The organism is Chitinophaga sp. H8 (genome assembly GCF_040567655.1).
Taxonomy (GTDB): domain Bacteria; phylum Bacteroidota; class Bacteroidia; order Chitinophagales; family Chitinophagaceae; genus Chitinophaga; species Chitinophaga defluvii.
Genome location: NZ_JBEXAC010000002.1, coordinates 706,799 through 726,800 on the forward strand (window position 1 = coordinate 706,799; position 20,002 = coordinate 726,800).

The 20,002-nt window shown below is 44.2% G+C and carries 15 protein-coding genes and 1 riboswitch; of the genes, 9 read left to right on the forward strand and 6 right to left on the reverse strand.

What is annotated here, in order from left to right:
- Nucleotides 1-23: 23 nt before the first annotated feature.
- The 5 genes from ABR189_RS16730 to ABR189_RS16750 all read right to left on the reverse strand — a co-directional run bounded on the left by ABR189_RS16730 (nt 24) and on the right by ABR189_RS16750 (nt 3,303).
- Nucleotides 24-758 (reverse strand): metal-dependent hydrolase, encoded by a 735-nt coding sequence (locus ABR189_RS16730; RefSeq protein ID WP_354661600.1) that lies wholly within the window; start codon nt 756-758, stop codon nt 24-26.
- Between the two features lie 251 nt (nt 759-1,009).
- Entirely contained in the window at nt 1,010-1,498 is a 489-nt protein-coding gene (locus ABR189_RS16735; protein WP_354661601.1) for a hypothetical protein, read from the reverse strand.
- A 189-nt stretch (nt 1,499-1,687) separates the two neighbouring features.
- Nucleotides 1,688-2,164 carry a hypothetical protein gene (locus tag ABR189_RS16740; protein ID WP_354661602.1) on the reverse strand — a complete coding sequence of 159 codons (477 nt, stop codon included), beginning with the start codon at nt 2,162-2,164 and terminating at the stop codon, nt 1,688-1,690.
- 186 nt (nt 2,165-2,350) lie between these two features.
- Complete coding sequence (locus ABR189_RS16745; protein ID WP_354661603.1) at nt 2,351-2,809, reverse strand: hypothetical protein; 459 nt, start codon at nt 2,807-2,809, stop codon at nt 2,351-2,353.
- Entirely contained in the window at nt 2,800-3,303 is a 504-nt protein-coding gene (locus ABR189_RS16750) for an RNA polymerase sigma factor (RefSeq protein ID WP_354661604.1), read from the reverse strand. The genes ABR189_RS16745 and ABR189_RS16750 overlap by 10 nt, the downstream gene beginning before the upstream one ends.
- 670 nt (nt 3,304-3,973) lie before the next feature.
- On the opposite strand from ABR189_RS16750, the gene ABR189_RS16755 reads away from it, so the two are divergent.
- Nucleotides 3,974-5,251 (forward strand): acetyl-CoA hydrolase/transferase family protein, encoded by a 1,278-nt coding sequence (locus ABR189_RS16755; RefSeq protein ID WP_354661605.1) that lies wholly within the window; start codon nt 3,974-3,976, stop codon nt 5,249-5,251.
- A 99-nt stretch (nt 5,252-5,350) separates the two neighbouring features.
- Here the strand turns inward: ABR189_RS16755 and ABR189_RS16760 are convergent, their stop codons facing one another.
- The gene (locus ABR189_RS16760; RefSeq protein ID WP_354661606.1) at nt 5,351-6,604 is read right to left on the reverse strand and encodes an MFS transporter; all 1,254 of its coding nucleotides are present in this window, start codon (nt 6,602-6,604) and stop codon (nt 5,351-5,353) included.
- Between the two features lie 515 nt (nt 6,605-7,119).
- On the opposite strand from ABR189_RS16760, the gene ABR189_RS16765 reads away from it, so the two are divergent.
- From ABR189_RS16765 to ABR189_RS16800, 8 genes are all read left to right on the forward strand, one after another.
- Nucleotides 7,120-7,656, forward strand: coding sequence for a hypothetical protein (locus ABR189_RS16765; protein WP_354661607.1), 537 nt, complete (start codon nt 7,120-7,122; stop codon nt 7,654-7,656).
- 303 nt (nt 7,657-7,959) lie between these two features.
- Entirely contained in the window at nt 7,960-11,121 is a 3,162-nt protein-coding gene (locus ABR189_RS16770; RefSeq protein WP_354661608.1) for an ATP-dependent helicase, read from the forward strand.
- A 104-nt stretch (nt 11,122-11,225) separates the two neighbouring features.
- A complete protein-coding gene (locus ABR189_RS16775) occupies nt 11,226-12,692 on the forward strand; it encodes an Ig-like domain-containing protein (protein ID WP_354661609.1) in 1,467 nt (488 codons plus the stop codon).
- Between the two features lie 74 nt (nt 12,693-12,766).
- On the forward strand, nt 12,767-13,384 hold the full coding sequence (gene recR / locus ABR189_RS16780; RefSeq protein WP_354661610.1) for a recombination mediator RecR: 618 nt from the start codon (nt 12,767-12,769) through the stop codon (nt 13,382-13,384).
- An 857-nt stretch (nt 13,385-14,241) separates the two neighbouring features.
- Nucleotides 14,242-14,348: riboswitch (SAM riboswitch) on the reverse strand.
- A gap of 240 nt (nt 14,349-14,588) precedes the next feature.
- A complete protein-coding gene (locus ABR189_RS16785) occupies nt 14,589-15,605 on the forward strand; it encodes a homocysteine S-methyltransferase family protein (protein ID WP_354661611.1) in 1,017 nt (338 codons plus the stop codon).
- Between the two features lie 50 nt (nt 15,606-15,655).
- Nucleotides 15,656-18,430: a methionine synthase gene (gene metH, locus ABR189_RS16790; protein WP_354661612.1), complete on the forward strand. Its 2,775-nt coding sequence runs from the start codon at nt 15,656-15,658 to the stop codon at nt 18,428-18,430.
- 137 nt (nt 18,431-18,567) lie between these two features.
- A complete protein-coding gene (locus ABR189_RS16795) occupies nt 18,568-19,332 on the forward strand; it encodes an exodeoxyribonuclease III (protein WP_354661613.1) in 765 nt (254 codons plus the stop codon).
- A gap of 31 nt (nt 19,333-19,363) precedes the next feature.
- Nucleotides 19,364-19,741, forward strand: a complete 378-nt coding sequence (locus tag ABR189_RS16800) for a DUF4286 family protein (protein WP_354661614.1) — start codon at nt 19,364-19,366, stop codon at nt 19,739-19,741.
- Nucleotides 19,742-20,002: the final 261 nt, after the last annotated feature.

A 20,002-nucleotide genomic window follows, 5' to 3' on the forward strand; every position in this document is an offset into this window, starting at 1 on the left:
TGGTTTGATTAATTAAAAGCCGGCTATCCCAGTGTACCGGTATCCAGCGTTTCGCCTGCTTTTAGTGCATGTATCTTCAAACTTTCCAGGTCTCCGGTCAGGGCTTTCAATCTTTCGGGTGTACCGGTAAGCATCGCCATCGTACCATAATGGAAAGGTATTACATGTTTTACCTGTAATAACCGGATAGCATAGGCGGCTTCTATAGGCCCCATCGTAAACCGGTTGCCAATCGGCAGCACTGCTATATCTGGTTTATAAATTTTCCCTATCAGCTGCATATCTCCGAATACGCCAGTATCTCCGGAAAAATAGACAGACAATCCATCACTCAGCTGAAGCACAAACCCCACGGTAGCATGCGGGAATACGGCTTTTCCTCCAGGGTCCATAATATGGGCAATGTGAAAGGCATTGGTCATAGTAACCCGCATATCCATAATAGGTAGGGTACCACCTATGTTCATCCCTTCAAATACATGAGCAGGTATTCCCTGTTCGATCAGATACCAGCGTACCATAGGATTGGCGATTACCTTAGGCGTTTTCTGCCGGATAATATCCACTATTTTACTGTCCATATGATCTTCATGCCCATGGGTAAACAGGATAAGATCTATCCGTTCAGGCCAGCCCGTGCCTGCTGGCAAAAAGGAGTTGTTGGTTATCCAGGGATCTACCAGCACAATGTTGTTTTCCGGAGTAGTGATCTGAAAGCTGGCATGTGCCAGGAACTGGATCTTTGTTTTATTACTCATAGCACAATGCTTTAGTACATCATTGTTAAAACGTGTATGCCTGACTGTCGGGTACATGCCTGCCCTTTCGGCGTAGCTGCCGGGCATTCATTGATGTCACATACAAATTCACCATAATGGCTGTTATTTAAATATACGTACTTCTTCATTATCTAAGTTCAGTCTGCCACGGAAAAACCCCGCCAATAAAAAAGCAGCGTACCTCCGGAAGAAGTACGCTGCTTGTGATATATTATATTAAAAACGGGAAACTATCTGCGCTGCAAAGAGTAAATGATAGCACCGTTTTGACCTTCAAAGTTCACTGCTGCTCTCCAGGTCATAAAGCTACCTGCAGAAGTTACTTCTACACGGTACCCATCAGTGATGGTTTTAGCTTTAATACCAGTAGCTGTTTTTTTGAACTGGAACATGGTTACACCGCCTTGTTTAAATAAAGACCAAACAATAGGCTGGGTAGCAGTGCTACAGCCATCCTCTGTAGAAGATAAGGTATAAGACCCGTAAGCATTGGAAGGCAATACCCATTGGCTACCTTTAAAACACTTATAAGAAGCCTCATCAAATACAGTTACTTTGGAGCCTGCGGGGATACCTTCAAATTGCACATCAGTAACGATCCAGTTACCCTGCACTGAGCTTTTGGTAATATCGGTGGTCGTACCCTGTTGGGTAGCACATGATACCATAAACAGAGAGGTTGCTACCAGGAACAATGCTGCAAGTGAGAAATTTTTCATGCGAATAAATATTTGTGTGTTTAATTGCCGTTTATAAGTAACAACCCGTAATGCCGGATGGTTTACACTTCCCATGATTATTAGACGGAAAGAATCTGGCGGCAATTTCAGAAAAAGCAATAAACGTACCAAATACAAATTTTATAGCCGGGAAGGGACATACAGCACGTAATGAAGCATTCCCGGGGGTTATTTACCGGGTAATTCCCCGGCTTGTTCCGAACGAGTGTTTTTGGGATGCAATACCAGTTCTTCCATCTGCTTGTACTTAGCGTAGAAATAGAGGTTACTGGCTACGAGCCCCATTACCAGCATACACAGGGCAATGAAGGCACACCGCCACCAGATACTTACCTGCATAAAATTATTGGGCTGGGGCTGAATATTAATATAGGTGTGAGAAGCGGTACTATCGGGACCTTTAGGCGGCACATTATAATGGTCCCATCCGGCAGGTCTTAATATACGGGTCTTTAATCCGGCTGGTGGCAATACAGCATCGGCAAACAACGCTTGCTCCACCCTGCCTTCCACCATCATGATCTCCTTATCAAGCTCAGGGTAAAGTTTTCTCAGGTGCAATAGTTCGGCAGCCTCTTCCGGACTGGCCAGGCCAAGCACATAACTTTCGATGATGCCGCTTTCTATGTATTCCTTTAATGCCAAAATCTGGTATTAATCACCCCTGCAATCAGCAGCTTTTGTACACCTGTACAAATACTACCGTCAATGCAGGTAAAGTAAAAAAGATTTGAGACAACGCATATTACAAAAAAGAATACTCAATAGTTCAAGGCTGAAGGGGATTTAAATGTTTTGCAAAGGATATTTTTGCCAGCCAGGTAAATAACATTACGGTGCCTTTACAGGTTGTACAATATGCTGCTGTTGTTTAAGTTCCTGTTGTTCCTGCATTTGCCGGTATTTTAAATAAAAGAATATCGCAAAAAACAGGAATATCTTAGAAAGCAGGAATACCACTATAAAAAAGAATTTCCACCATTTATGTACAGTAATATGGTCTCCCTCTTTCGGCTGGATATTGATGTAAGTATAGTTGGTTTTTTCCGTTGACTTGTTCTCATTTTCCCAATCAATCCTTTGCAGAATACGTTGCCTTACTGCTCCTGGAGGGGTGACAGCCTCTTCCATAGCTATTTTCTCCAGCTTGCTCTGTATGAGCTTCACTTCCTGGTTAAGTTCCGGATACAATTTCCTCATATGCTCCAGCTCTGCCACCTCTTCTTCAGATGCCAGCCCTAAAGCATACGCTTCAATAGCTCCACTTTCTATGTAACTGTTTAGCTCCAAGTATCTTTTAAAAATTTTCTAAGTTCAATCATTGTTGCCCGCAGGATCATTTTTACCGTTTCTTCCTCCACTCCCAGGATGGTGGCTACCACCATTTGGGATAATCCTTTGAAATAACAGAGCCGGAACACCTGTCGCTGGTCATCGGGTAGCCCGGCAACAAACTGTTGTAAATGACTGTTATTTCTTATCATGAGATCGTTACCTGTTGAACCATGGCCTAATGGCAGGATCTCCCGGATAGCAATTTCTCTTGTTTTACGCATTAACCAGGCAAACAGATTTGTATTTGCGTTATCCCTATACTCATGTATATACTGATAAACGTGCATAAAGGTTTTCACCAGCACCTCATCTGCCACTTCTTTTACCGGAATAATCTGTAATATCACTCCGTACAGGACACCAGCATACTTGTCATAGAACAATTCTCTGGCCACCGGCTCTCCCGCCATCAGTTGTTCCAGTAAAATTTGTTCTTTTATGTGTACCACCGTTTGCTGCAATAGTAGGTGCCTTTGGTTGATACTTTAAAAGTATGAAATTATAACGAATTATAATGTATATTAAATAATAATTAATTCCTGCATTTTCAGCATCCAGCCTGCAATACCCGCTGATATAACCCATATTTTACCCTCCTATAGGGCAGGTTCGGGGCTAAACACCCATCCTGGTGTACTATTTAAACGCTGTATACCCTGCATTATTTCACGACCACACCCTGCCAGCATCGTTTTTTACCGGAATTGATGCGTTTTCAACGACTTGCACTACCCATCACACGCATGCCCCCTGCTTCCAACGGGTAGTAGCCATCCCTGACCAACAGGTATAAACCCGGTTTTCCTGACAGCTTGCTGCTGGCCTTACCTCCTGATATGCCTTAAATATGGTGGTGGAATAACTACAGTACCTCTCGGTGTACCCGACCGGTCATTTAAAGGGATCATATTTCCAGGTATTAGGTCATTATGCCGGTAAAACAAAAAAGTACATACACCACAGTTAGCACCATCCCTACATTCTCATTAACAATTCCTGTACATTATTGTTGATTACATATAGCATAAAATTGCAGGTTAAAATTATAAGTTATTTTCCTTTTCACATGATTTAACTCATATTTAATTTTACAATTACCAGATAGCTTTGCAAAACAATATGGGAACACAATATACCACTGCAGCAAACGCAGTACAACTGATTCAATCCGGCCATGCCGTTTTCATCCATTCTGCCGCCGCCACTCCCAAAGAACTGGTACAGGCTATGACAAACCGTAGCCATGAGCTCCGCAATGTAAAGATACTGAGTATCCATACCGAATGGGAAGCTGCCTACACCCGCCCGGAACATGTGCAGGCTTTTGATGTAAATGCTTTTTTCGTGGGCAGCAACATACGCCAGGCGGTAAATGAGGGCAGGGCCAACTATGTACCTATGTTTTTGAGCGAAATACCCAAGTATTTCCGCAGCGGATTACAGCCGATAGATGTAGCCATGATCAGTGTTTCGCCCCCGGACAAAAACGGATACTGCACACTGGGCGTATCCTGTGATGTATCTAAATCAGCCATTGACATGGCCCGGATCATTATCGCGGAAGTAAATCCCAATATGCCCCGCGTATTGGGTGATGGTGTGATCCATATTAATGATATAGATGCCCTGGTAACTGTTAACTACCCCATTTACGAACAACAGATAACACCGCCTTCTGATACAGAACTGCAGATAGGACATCATGTAGCCTCCCTGATTGATGATGGTGCTACCCTTCAGATGGGTATTGGAGGTATCCCCAATGCGGTACTGCAATGCCTTACTACACATAAAGACCTGGGTATTCATACCGAAATGTTCTCCGATGGTATTATTTCCCTGGTAGAAAAAGGGGTGATCACCGGCAAACATAAAACCATACATCCAGGTATCCTCGTTTCCAGCTTTGCTATCGGATCCAGACGCCTGTACGACTTTATGGATAATAACCTGATTGTACGTATGCTGGATGTGGAATACGTCAACAATCCTACCACTATACGTAAAAACCCTAAAGTAACTGCTATTAACAGCGCTATTGAAATAGATATCTTCGGACAGGTTTGTGCCGACTCAATAGGGCTTAAACAGTACAGTGGTGTAGGCGGGCAAATGGACTTCATGCGGGGGGCAGCTTTATCCACCGGAGGAAAGCCTATTATCGCCATTCCGTCTGCTACACATAAAGGTATCTCCCGTATTGTATCCCAGCTAAAGCCAGGGGCCAGCGTAGTAACTACCAGGGCTCATGTACATTATGTGGTAACGGAATACGGGGTGGCCTACCTGCAGGGAAAGAATCTCAAGGAAAGAGCCAGGGCACTTATTGCGATTGCTCATCCGGATCACCGCGAACAACTGGAAAAAGATGCTTACCATATTTTCAAGGCCTACTAACTTAAGCGGCTACCTGAAAATATATGGTTATAAATAAGCAGCCCGCACGGCTTAAACAATTTTGTTTACCGTGCGGGCTTTATTATACCTTGGTTGCTGCTAATCTCTTACCGGTACCAGCTGATCATCATCTGCTTCCGTAAAATCCAACTGCCGGTGGTAGGTTTCCTCCAGCTTGTACAATGCCCATACTGCAATGGCTACAGTAAATAACCCTACTACCAGGGCAGCAGTGATAATTCCCCAAACCGTTCTTGCCTGCATAAACAGGAAGGTAATAGGCACTACCGCTCCCCTGATAAAATTAGGTACGGTGGTAGCTACCGTGGCACGCAGATTGGTACCAAACTGCTCGGCAGCAATTGTTACAAACAACGCCCAATAACCAATAGACATTCCGGCCAGCCAGCAACAGAAATACAATCCCCCATCAGTACTCCATGGATAATACAGATACACCAGCATGGCCATCGTAGTAAAGGCGATAAACAGCCCTACCACCTTTTTCCTGCTTTTCAACTGCTGACTCAGCACGCCACTTATCAGATCTCCCATGGAAAGTCCTATATAACCATACATCACCGCTTTTCCAGCAGATACTGCTGTGGTAATGCCAAAGGCTACGCCAAACTCCGGACTGAATGTCATCAATACGCCAATCACAAACCAGATAGGTAACCCGATCAATATACAACGTACATAACGCATCAACCGCTGCTTATTGGCAAACAGTGCAAAGAAATTCCCCTTGTTTACCTCCTTTTGCTTTTTTACCGCACTATAAATGCCGGATTCACTAATGCTTACCCGCATGATCAACAACAATAACCCCAGTCCGCCTCCTATCATATAGGCCATCCGCCAATCAAACATTTCCGAAACAATGTTTGCCAGTACCGCTCCCAAAAGCCCTACACCGGCTACCAGCGAAGTACCATACCCACGCACTTCCTTGGGCAGTATTTCTGCTACCAGGGTAATACCAGCTCCCAGCTCCCCTGCTAAACCAATACCAGCTATTAACCGCAGGATCGCATACTGCAGCTCTGTTTGTACAAAACCATTGGCAATATTGGCCAGGGAATACATCAGGATAGAACCAAATAATACAGACAACCGCCCTTTCTTATCTCCCATAATACCCCATAAAACACCCCCTATCAGCATCCCTATCATCTGCATGTTAATCAGAAATACCCCCTTCTCCAACAGGTGATCCGGTGATACCCCCAGATCCTGCAAGCTCTGTACCCGCACAATACTGAATAACAGCAAATCATAGATATCTACAAAATATCCAAGTGCAGCTACAATTACCGGAAGTTGCAACACCTGCTTCAACTCATTTTTCATATATTCGTTTTAGTGATCATTTTACTGCTTTAACTATTGCCAGTTCGTTGATATGCCTGTTTTATAAAAACAACAGCTCCCACTACCTGCTGATTAGCTGGCTATGGTTTCCAGGCATATTACTTTACCGGGATGATAGTCCTTTAACTGCTGTAGGCTGATTTTGGTGCGGGTATTTGGTTGTGACAACGCGTCGATACTCGTCCATAACGGGATCATCTACTATAAAGTACCTATATGCATCTCCACACTTACTATATAAATTAAATTATTGAGGCCTAAATAAGAATATTTTTTTCTAATAAAGAAGCACTTTAATATTTATTTTATAATATAGTACCTACTACCTCCTCCATATGAATATTTTCACTCATCTAATAACAGCCAATACCAGCCAGCCAGCAAACCCAGGAACAGGTATTCCGGCGGAGGCTATTAATACGCATGCTACCAAAATGGCCTGAACATTGCATTCCTATTAAGTGTTATATTTAATTACTAAAAACCCTTTGTTCATGACTAAATACATACTCCTTGCATTCAGCACCCTGATAGCCGTGGCCTGTAATAACACCACCACTTCCAACAATAATAACAATGCAACGGATACTACCGCAGATACTTCCCTGGCGGCGCAGCCAGCTGCCAATTCAGCCCTGGACGTACAACCCCTGTCCAATTACTTTGTTAAAAACAATATTAAAATAAGCGATAGTCTCACTTTTTGGGTAATCGATAACCAGACTTCTTTTGACAGCCTTTTTGGAGTGGCCAAAACAATGACCAATGAAATAGTGACCCCTGATTTTGGTACACACGTGGTCATTGCGGCTACCATGCCTGCTACTGCCTATAATACGCAGATACAATTACTGTCGGCCACCAATGATAATGACAACAATGCAGAAATGCATTTCGTGGCGGTAGGGGCAGAAAAACAATCTTCTACCATCACCCCTGTATGGCTGGGGCTTTTGCCTAAAACAGGACTAAAAACAGTGAAACTCTATACCGGCGACCAGCTGTCTAAAGCCGTTACTCCTCCGCAATAGCTTATATTCAAAGCAGATAGCCCCTGGCAGTTTTTAATAGCCAGGGGCTATCTGTTCCAATAACCCACACATCTGCTGCCAACTCCCAGACAGGCAGTTATTGCAGGCTCCGGCAACCTGTTTATCTGCTGCTGCTGTCCCATGCTGACAGTCATTTCCTGCCCCTGCTTTATTGTATACATTCCGGTGCTCATCGCAAATATGCACTGTGCTAATCTCCCTATACCTATATCAGTTCCACGCTGTTGATGTAAATTTGCCATTTTACAGCAGCAGAATGCACTTAATACTATATATTCAACTATGATTTCCCGCGAAACACAACAATACCACCAGCGCTTCCAGGATGTATATCAGCGGCTGAATGAACGGCAGCGGGAAGCAGTAGATAATACTGAAGGACCCGTCATGGTTATTGCCGGACCAGGTACCGGGAAAACACAAATCCTGGCTTCCCGTATCGGCAAAATCCTGAGGGATACCGACTTTCTGCCACAAAATATTCTCTGCCTTACCTATACGGATGCAGGTACTGTAGCTATGCGTAAACGCCTGGTAGACTTTATAGGACCTGATGCCTACCGGGTAAACATACATACCTTTCACTCCTTTTGCAATGAAGTGATCCAGGACAACCTCGGCATGTTTGATAAAACTTCCCTGGACCCCGTTTCTGATCTGGAAAAGATCCAGCTGCTGAAAAAACTGATTGACGGATTTGATAAGAAAAATCCTCTGAAACGCTACCGGGGAGATGTCTATTTTGATATGAAAAACCTGGCTTCCCTCTTTTCAAATATGAAACGGGAAGGATGGACCGTGGCCTTCATCAAAGATCGTATAAAAGCCTACCTGGATAGCCTGCCTGAACGGGAAGAATTTATCTGCAAACGGGCTACCAAAAACTTTAAGAAAGGTGATATACGTACCGATAAAATTGAAATAGAAGCGGAAAAAATGGCTCGGCTACAGGCGGCAGTAGAGCAGTTTACCGTATTTCAGGGCTTAATGCATGCGGCCAACCGTTATGATTTTGATGATATGATCAACTGGGTGATCCGGGCCTTTGAAGAAAATCCCCACCTCCTGGCAGATTATAAAGAACGTTATCAATATATACTGGTAGACGAATACCAGGATACCAGCGGTACCCAGAACAAACTTATCGAATTACTGATCAGCGGGGATGAAACCCCCAATGTGTTTGTAGTGGGTGATGATGACCAGTCTATTTACCGTTTTCAGGGAGCCAACGTAGAAAACATGGCCCAGTTTGCGACCAGTTTTGTGCAAACACTGCATACCATCGTGCTTACACAAAACTACCGTTCGGTACAAAACATCCTGGATGCTTCCATGTCTTTGATAGACAACAATGGCAACTCCAGGCTGGTGAATCAATTACCCGGACTCAGCAAACAACTGCTGGCCAGCAATGATAAACTGGTACCCTTAAATATCCCTCCCGTTATCAGACGGTATAATACTCCCAAAGATGAAATGGCAGGCATCACCCTGGCTATTACCGGACTTATCCAGGATGGGGTAGCTCCGGGGAAAATCGCCGTTATTTACCGGGAAAACAAATACGGGGAAGAGCTGGCAGAATATTTCCGGCTGAAAGGATTACCCTTTTATTCCAAACGGAACATCAACCTTTTTAATGTCCCGTTTGCCAGGAAAATACTTAACCTCTTGCGTTATTTAGCCAGTGAACTGGAAACGCCCAATAGCGGCGATGACCTCCTGTTTGAAATCATGCACTATGACTTCTATAAAATCCATCCGGTAGACGCGGCCAAAATAAGCATCAAAGTAGCTGAAAAAGGGTTCCAGGAAAAAACATCCATCCGGCAGTTCCTGCATGACTGGCAAAAAACCCGTAACCTGTCATTATTTACAGAAGCGCCGGACGATGAACTGATACGCCTGAGCCGTACACTGGAAAAATGGATCAAAGAAGCACATAACGTTACCCTGCAACAACTTTTTGCCAATATGGTGAATGAAGGAGGGATACTCAGCCATATTATGCAATCGCCGGAAAAGATATGGCTGATGAAGGTATTGCAATCACTGTTTGACTTTATCAAAGAAGAAACACGCCGCAATCCGGACCTCAATATCATCTCCCTCATGCAGATAGTGAAGCTCATGGAAAGCAATAATATTCCCATTGAACAGGTACAGGTTTCCGGTAATGAAAAAGGGATTAACCTGATTACCGGGCACGGCTCCAAAGGACTGGAATTTGAATATGTATTCATGGCGGGCACCAACTCCCACTTGTGGGAAAAGAAAAGGAAAAACAGTACCGGTTTTTCTTTCCCCGACACAGTATTTACTACAGAAGCTACTTCTACAGACGAACAGGAACTCCGGCGCCTGTTTTATGTAGCGCTTACCCGGGCAGAAAAACACCTGTATATCAGTTACCCCGAATTCCGGCAGGACGGGAAACCGCTGGAACCCAGTATGTTTATTGCAGAGATACTGGAATACCACCAGCTGCCCAATGAGCGGATAGAACTCGCTGATGAAGTGATGTTCGATTTTGAATCGTTACACTATGCTAAAGACCAGGCCCCTGAAATTGCACGGGTAGACCAGCTTTTTGTGGATGCGATGCTGAGTAACTTTGTTATGAATGTAACCGCCCTGAACAACTACCTGGATTGCCCGTTAGGGTTCTTTTATAAAAACCTGGTCAGGGTACCTACCGGCCGCTCCGAAAACACAGAGTTTGGTTCTGCGGTACACTTTGCACTGGAAAAGCTGTTCCAGAAAATGCAGGAAAACAATAATGCATTCCCCACCAAGGAAGAGTTCCTGCGCGACTTCCGCTGGAGCATGATGCGCAACCGGGAATGTTTTACCAAAGAGGCTTTTGACCGCCGGATGGAATATGGAAAAGATATCCTGACGGCTTATTACGATACCTATATCGGTAAATGGAATACAATTGTGAGCGTAGAACGCAATATCCGAAACGTAGTCATTAATGGAGTGCCGATTAAAGGTAAGGTGGATAAACTGGAATTTGATGGCAGCGATATTAATGTGGTGGATTACAAAACCGGCGACTACGAAAAGGCCATCAAAGACTATAAGAAATTTGAAAAACCCAATGAACGCAACCCCAACGGGGGCGATTACTGGCGGCAGGCTGTATTTTATAAACTACTGCTGGACAACTACCGGGTAAAGAACTGGACAGTGGTGAGCACCGAATTTGACTTCATTGAGCCTAACAAACAAAAACAGTATCATAAAGAGAAGGTGTTCATTACCAAAGAAGATATGACTACTGTGAGCCAGCAGATCACCGATACCTGGACTAAAATACAAAACAAGGAATTTTATACCGGCTGCGGCAAGGAGGATTGCATATGGTGTAATTTTGTGAAAGACAATAAGTTATACGTTGCATTACACGAACACATGGAGGAAGAAGAGGAAATATAACCTGCTGGAACTGCCCCTCCGGCAATTCCATACACTGCAAACTCTTTTACGTAAGTTTGCAGTCAATTTGTAATAATTGTATAATTCAATAGGATCCAGGTAACATGAATCAATACTTCAGGGGCTGGGCTGTCTGGCTGATATTAATAGCATTCATTTTCTCTTCCGGCTGTGCCAATATTGTGCCGCCCGGTGGTGGCCCCAGGGACACTATTCCGCCTTCGTTACTGGGCGTAAACCCTCCGGATTCTTCCCTTCACTTCAAAAGCAAAAAGGTTACTTTTTACTTTGATGAATATATTGAACTGGATAATGTGATTGAGAAACTGATCGTATCACCTACATTGAAACGTACCCCCACCGTTACGCCCAAACTACGGACACTAACGATGGAAATAAAAGATACCCTTCAGCCTAATACTACCTACACCTTCAACTTTGCAGATGCGGTAAGGGATGTAAATGAACGGAACTTTATCGAAGACTTTCAGTATGTTGTATCCACAGGGGACTATCTCGATTCCTTACAGGTAACAGGCAGGCTGATCGCAGCAGAAACAGGCCTGGTAGATAGTAACGTGGCTGTAATGCTTTACCGGAATATCGACGATTCTGTAGTAGCCAAAGAAAAACCGGTGTATTATGCCAAAACCAAGGGGGATGGCAGCTTCCGTTTTAAAAACCTGGCACCGGGCCAATACAAGTTATTTGCCCTGAAGGAGGAAGACCGCGACCTGCAATACAATCAGCCCACAGAACAGATTGCTTTTGCGGATAGTTTACTGCACCTGCATGAAACCAATGTGAAAGATATCACCCTCCTGCTTTTCATGGAAAAAGACAGTACGATCAAAGCACCTGTAGATTCCAGCCTGATAGCAGAGGAAGAAGAAGCTGCACCGGAGGAAAAGGAAGAAAAGAAGAAGAAACAACCTAAGCTGCATATGACGGCGATCCTGGAACAAGGCTTGCAGGAACTTAAACAACCCTTATCGCTGTCGTTTAATATCCCGCTTAAAGCATTTGACTCTACCCAGATATCCCTTACAGAAGATACCCTGCGTACACCAATAACCTTTACCACCAGCCTGGACTCTACCCATTCCAGGATATTACTGCATTACGACTGGAAAGAAGGAATGCCCTATCAGCTAATCATGGCTAAAACTGCCACCACGGATACGCTGGGCCAGCAATTAACAAAAGCGGATACGGTGAGCTTTAAATCCAAAAGTGTTAATGATTATGGTAAAGTGCGGGTAAAACTGACACTCAGCGACAGCACCAAAGCGGCCTTGCAGGAGGATACCAGCATCCATTTCATTGTCCAGCTGGTAAAGGATAAAACCATCAAATACAGCGGCAGGATAGTAAACGGCAGCTGGTACCAGGAGCTGATGCAGCCCAGTGAATACGAGATCAGGGTGCTGCTGGACCAGAACGGAAATGGCGTATGGGATCGTGGGGTATATTATGGTTCTCCTAAAAGGCAGCCGGAAAGGGTGGTCAGCTTCCCTAAAAAGGAAAATGTAAAGGCCAACTGGCTGGTGCCCATTAATCTTGAATTATAGCTGCCACCTCAGCCCAATGGCAAACCTGTGCCTGCCATTATCTGAAATTGATCTTTCGTAAGTACCTTTACACTATGGTTTTTTCCTCTGCATTGATTGAAAACGCGGTAAATGAATTTGCAAAATTGCCCGGCATAGGCAAAAAAACCGCGCTGCGCCTCGTTTTACACCTGCTAAAGCAAGATGTGAACCAGGTACAGCAGTTTAGCGAAGTGATGGCCCGTATGCGCCAGCATATCAAGTTCTGCAAGCTTTGCCATAACGTGTCTGATGAAGATATCTGCAGCATTTGCGGCAGTGTTACACGTCATAAAAACATCGTCTGTGTGGTGGAAAGCATCCGTGATGTAATGGCTATAGAAAATACCCAGCAGTTTAACGGGGTATACCATGTACTCGGGGGGATCATCTCCCCCATTGATGGTATTGGCCCGGACCAGTTAAACATCCATTCCCTGGTAGAAAGGGTACAACAACAAGCCATAGAAGAAATAATTATGGCATTAAGTCCTACTATCGAAGGGGATACGACCATCTACTACCTTTCCAAAAAACTCAAGGACTACCCCGTTAAGATTACCACCATTGCCAGGGGCATTGCGTTTGGCGGTGAACTGGAATACGCGGATGAAATGACCCTGGCACGCTCCATCTCCAACCGCTTGCCGCTGGAAAGCTACGTTCAACGATAAAAAACAACTGTTAGCTGAAATCCAGCAGGGAAGAGCTGCCGGCAAAATATAGCTAAATAGTGTAAGTCCTGCCTTATAGCATGGTTAAAGCATGGCAAAGGCATAATAAAAGCGTTCTAAAGGTATGGTTGAGCTATAGTTGAAGCATAGCAAAAGCATAGTAAAAGCGTTCTAAAGGTATGAATAAGCCTACCTTGAAGCATGGTTAAAGCATAGTTAAAGCATAGTTAAAGCATAGATAGAGTATGAATAGTGCATAAAAGGCTATGAACAGCATGTTATAAAAACAGCATGTGAGGCAATATTACCACACAGCGCATCCGCCGCATACAACTAAAAGCTAACAGCCAATAGCTAACCGCTATTTTGATCCCCTGCGTTTAAAAGCGCATAAAAAAAATACGGGTGCTTAACAGCACCCGTCTTCGTTTAACCTGTAATTCCACGTTATGAAAAAGAGTTAGCGCCCGCTACGGGTATGCTTTAAATCAGGTTGGTTGGTTTTTGATTGTTCCGAAGCCGGTTGTTTACGCAGCTTTTTCCATTGCTGCATTTCATATTTATTTAAAAAGCAAACTTTAAATATCTCAGACTGATCCCCAGAATGCACAGCAGGTACAGCTTCCAGGCCTAATTGGGCAAGGTGTTGCCGTAATAGGTGTATATGCTTTGAAATGGTCATGGTTGGTAAACTTAGCAGGTAATGAATAGATGGTATTGAAACGGTACGTTATCAACAACAACATATCCCTGCTTCCATCTTGGTGCGGATGGCGGGTTGTTCAACTGTTTCAGGCAGATAATCCCGGAGGTGCTGGCAATTTGAGTAATACATCTTAATTAGCATGATAATGAACGATTTATATATTCCGTAATGGATCAGGAATTGGCACCTTTCCTATCCCGGATAAGATGGTTGCCAGAGGGTCATAGAGCCTGTTCTCTCTCCTCTTCTGTATAAATCGAATAAGAATTGCTCCTTATTACTCCACAAATATAGTAGACTTTATAGACTAACCAAAAACTTTTTTCGATATATAGACAAAATTTATATCCCTATTATAAAAAGGCACGCCCGATCATATTATATAATCATTTAGAGTTTACTTATCTTTGCAAATACCCGTAGGGTGGATTTGTTTATTGTTCGACCTCCGGCATCATTCATCTTTCTTTAACCGTAACTAATAAACACGCAACCAACATGAAATCTTTAGCTGACTGCGCCAATGAGCGCATTTTAATCATTGACGGTGCAATGGGCACCATGATTCAACGTTACAAACTCCAGGAAGCAGACTACAGGGGAACCCGTTTCAAAGACTACCACACGGATGTTCAGGGCAATAATGACCTGCTGAGTATTACGCAACCGCAAATAGTAGAGGCCGTACACCGGGAATACCTCGAAGCAGGTGCTGACATTATTGAAACCAATACTTTCAGCAGTACTGCTATTGCGATGGCTGATTACGATATGCAGGACCTGGCCTATGAACTGAATGTAACATCAGCACGGATCGCCAAAAAAGTAGCTGCAGAGTATACGGCCAAAAATCCTGATAAACCCAGGTTTGTGGCTGGTGCTATCGGCCCGCTGAACAAAACATTATCTATCTCTCCGGATGTAAATAACCCCGGATTCCGCTCTGTATACTTTGATGAAGTAGCTGCTACCTATACAGAACAGGTAAGAGGACTGGTAGATGGTGGTGTGGATATTCTGCTGATAGAAACTATTTTTGATACGCTCAACTCAAAAGCAGCCATCTATGCTATCAAAAATTACTTCCGGCAAAACAATATCCCGGAGCTTCCTATCATGATCTCAGGAACGATTACAGATGCATCCGGCAGAACCCTTACCGGGCAAACACTGGAAGCTTTCTATATCTCCATCATGCATGCACGCCCTTTTTCCGTAGGCCTTAACTGTGCATTGGGCGGCGAAGAAATGCGCCCGCATATCGCAGAACTGTCACAGATTGCCAACTGCTATGTGAGCTGCTACCCTAATGCCGGCCTGCCCAACGCCTTTGGCGAGTATGACGAGCAGCCGCATCAAACGGCACATATTATCGAAGATTTTGCCAAAGAAGGCTTTGTAAATATAGTAGGCGGATGCTGCGGTACCACTCCGGACCACATCAAGCATATTGCCGAACATGTGAAAAATATAAAACCCCGTAAGTTACCCATCGTTGTAAAGGAACTGGTATAAAAACCATACTAAAACAACCTTAATAACTTACTAAAATCCAACTACGCAAAATGAGCGACACTATATTAAACAGTATCTCTGATCCCGCTACCGACGCTATCAACAATGAAAATGAAGGAAGACTGGTCATTAAGCCTTATATGCGCTTAAGTGGACTGGAACCTTTAGTGGTAAGACCTGGCACCAACTTCCTGAACGTGGGTGAACGTACCAACGTAACCGGCTCTAAAAAGTTTGCCCGCCTGGTTAGGGAAGGGTTATTCGAAGAAGCTCTCTCCGTGGCCCGTCAACAGGTAGAAAACGGTGCACAGATACTGGATGTTAATATGGATGACGCCCTGCTGGATGGGGAAAAAGCAATGGCCACCTTCCTGAACCTGATCGCTGCTGAACCGGATATCTGTAAGATTCCCATCATGATCGATTCCAGTAAGTTCAGTGTAATTGAAGCAGGGCTGAAATGTATTCAGGGTAAATGTATTGTAAACTCCATCAGCCTGAAAGAAGGGGAAGAAAAGTTTATCGAACAGGCATTTATCTGTAAAAGCTTTGGCGCTGCCGTAGTGGTAATGGCCTTTGATGAACAGGGCCAGGCAGATACCCTGGAGAAAAAAGTAAGTTTCAGCTATCGGGCTTATAAAATATTGACCGAAGTAGTAGGCTATGATCCACAGGATATCATTTTTGATCCTAACATCTTTGCTATCGCTACCGGTATTGAAGAACATAATAACTACGCAGTAGAATTCATTGAAGCTACCCGCCAGATCAAGGCCCTGATGCCGCTCACCAAGGTAAGCGGAGGTGTTAGTAACGTATCCTTCTCCTTCCGGGGCAATGATGTAGTGCGCGAGGCCATGCACGCCGTATTCCTGTATTATGCTATTAATGCCGGCATGGACATGGGTATTGTGAACGCGGGGATGATCCAGATCTATGACGAAATAGAACCTCAGCTAAGAGAACTCTGCGAAGATGCCATCCTCAACCGCCGCGATGATGCTACGGAGCGCCTGATCAATTTTGCAGACACGATCAAGTCCAAAGGCAAGGTGATCGTAAAAGATGAATCCTGGCGGAAAGGCACCGTGGAAGAGCGCCTCAGCCATGCACTGGTAAATGGTATTACAGATTATATTGATGAAGATACGGAAGAGGCCCGGTTAAAATACCCTAAACCGTTGGATGTAATTGAAGGCCCCTTGATGGCTGGTATGGACATCGTAGGTAACCTCTTTGGTACTGGTAAAATGTTTTTACCACAGGTGGTAAAAAGTGCCCGTGTCATGAAGAAATCCGTGGCCGTATTAACTCCCTTCATTGAAGAGGAAAAGAAACGCCTGGTAGAATTGAATGGCGGTGTGGTGAAAGCGGTAGGTAAAATCCTGCTGGCTACCGTAAAGGGGGATGTGCATGATATCGGTAAAAACATTGTAGGTGTAGTGCTTGGCTGTAATGGCTATGAGATCATCGACCTTGGGGTAATGGTGCCTACAGAAAAAATATTACAAACCGCCAGGGAGGAAAAAGTAGATATTATCGGGCTGAGTGGCCTGATTACCCCCAGCCTGGATGAAATGGTGCATGTGGCCCGTGAATTAAAACGCCAGAACTTTGATATTCCGCTGATGATTGGTGGTGCTACTACTTCCCGTACGCACACTGCCGTGAAAATTGCTACCGAATATGTGCATGGGGTAGTACACGTGCTGGATGCCAGCCGCAGCGTAACAGTTACCGGCAGCCTCCTGAACAAGGCGCTGAAAAGTAATTTCCTGGAAAATGTGAGGACAGAATATGACAAGCTGAATGAGGCTTTCCGCAGTAAAAAAACAGTAAAACAATACCTGAAAATCGAAGAAGCACAGGCCAATAAAGCTCCGATCAACTGGGATACCTTCCAACCGGTAAAACCGAAAATGACAGGTGTTAAGGTTTTTGAAGACTATGACCTGGCAGAAATAGCAGAATTTATCGACTGGCAGCCCTTTTTTATTGCCTGGGAACTGCATGGCAAATTCCCCCAGATCCTCACAGATGAGGTGGTAGGCGTGGAAGCTACCAAACTCTATAACGACGCACGTGCCCTGCTGAAGAAAATCATTGACGAAAAATGGCTGGGAGCCAAAGCTGTAATTGGGATCTATCCTGCCAATGCTGTTGGTGCGGATACCTTACAGGTAACCCCGGAACAACCGGAAATTGCACCGGTTAAACTGGAGTTTATCCGTCAGCAGATCAAAAAAGCGGCTGGACAACCCAATATGTCACTGGCTGATTTTATTGCACCCGAAAGTACCGGCAAACAGGACTATATCGGCGGCTTTGCAGTAACTGCCGGAATAGGAATCGAAAAATGGCTGGATAAATTCAAAGCTGACCATGACGATTATAGCAGCATTATGCTGAAAGCCCTTGCTGACAGGCTGGCAGAGGCCTTTACAGAACTCCTGCACCTTCGGGTACGTAAGGAATTCTGGGGGTATGCCAGCAATGAAACACTCACCAATGACGACCTGATCAAAGAAGAATATGCAGGTATCCGCCCGGCACCAGGTTATCCTGCCTGCCCGGAACATACCGAAAAATACAAACTGTTTGACCTGCTAAATGCTACTGAAAATACGGGTATCACCCTCACCGAATCCCTGGCCATGTACCCTGCTGCCAGCGTAAGTGGATGGTATTTTGCTAACCCTGAGGCGAAGTATTTCGGTGTAGGTAAGATCGAAAAAGACCAGGTAGAAGATTACGCTAAACGTAAAAACTGGACCGTGGAAGAAGCCGAAAAATGGCTGAGGCCCAATCTGGAGTATGATATGTAAGAAGCTGTTAGCCCTTAGCTATTAGCTTTTAACCTGTCAATTCAGGTTCATCAACTAACGCCAATAACCCGAAACTAGTTAATACAACAAAACATAATAAGCTAATTGCTAAAGGCTAATAGCTAAAAGCTAATTTAATGAGAATCATATCTTATAACGTAAATGGTCTGCGCTCTGCTATGACCAAAGGGTTCACTGACTGGTTGAAAAGCAATCCCGCGGATATTGTATGCCTACAGGAAATAAAAGCCCATCAGGAAAACGTGGATTTTGAACAGTTTGAAAAATTAGGCTTTGAGCATTACTGGTACCCGGCACAAAAAAAAGGATACAGTGGTGTAGCAGTATTAACCAGCATAAAGCCTGATTTTGTACAATATGGCAATGGGTTCATGCAAAGTGATACCGAAGGACGCTTTATAAGGCTTGATTTTGGCGATATTACACTGATCAATACATATTTCCCTTCCGGTACCAGTGGAGAGGAAAGACAGGCCTATAAATACCAATGGCTGGACGAATTTTTCGGCTATCTGGAAGAACTAAGGAAAACCCGGCCCAACCTCATCGTTTGCGGTGACTATAATATATGCCATAAGGCGATCGATATCCATGACCCGGTCGGCAATAAAAAATCTACCGGCTTTTTGCCGGAAGAACGTGCCTGGATGGACAAATTCTTTGAAAGTGGTTTTGTGGATACTTTCAGGCATTTCAACAAGGATCCGCATCATTACAGCTGGTGGACATTCCGGGCCAATGCAAGGGCCAATAACAAGGGCTGGCGTATTGACTATATCAATGTAAGTACCCCCCTGCAAAACAAGCTGAAAGGCGCCCGGATATTACCGGAAGTGAAACATTCGGATCACTGCCCCGTATACCTGGAACTGGCATTATAAATGACCTGCTTTTTCAATACGCTTTAAATAAATGGGGCAGCTCATCAAACCCTTCTTCCTGCAGGTAAAGAAAGCTTTGAGAAGCAGTCCCCTGGCGCTTTTACATATGATTATCTTTAACATTACCATCAAAATATCTCCCGAAATACAGCAATACTGGCTGGAATGGATGAAAGAAGTACATATCCCGGAGATAATGGCTACCGGGCTTTTCCATGATTACCGCATCTGCCGGCTCCTGGAGCAGGATGACCAGGATGGCCCCACCTACACCATTCAGTACTTTTCAGACACGCTGGAAAACTATCAAACCTACATCCAGGAACATGCTGCAAGCTTTAATCAAAAGGCTTTTGGGCAGTTTGGTGACCGTTTTGTGGCATTTCGGACAGTAATGCAAGTAGTCTAGACCTTATATTTATCCACAGGAAATCCACTATTTTCAAGGCATTGGGAGTTTGGTACAATAGTTGGAAAAGATCAGCGTTTATAGTAAAAAACCATGTAAATGGGCTACTGCAAAGGATTTGGCTATAACCACACCGGATCCCCTGTGTAGCCAGGCTATACACTAATCTGCTGTAAGCGTTACCTGTAGCCTTTTTCAGCCGATAAAATTTTGCAGAAAAAAGATGTAAAAAATTTGGTAGTCTGATAAAACGCGCTATAT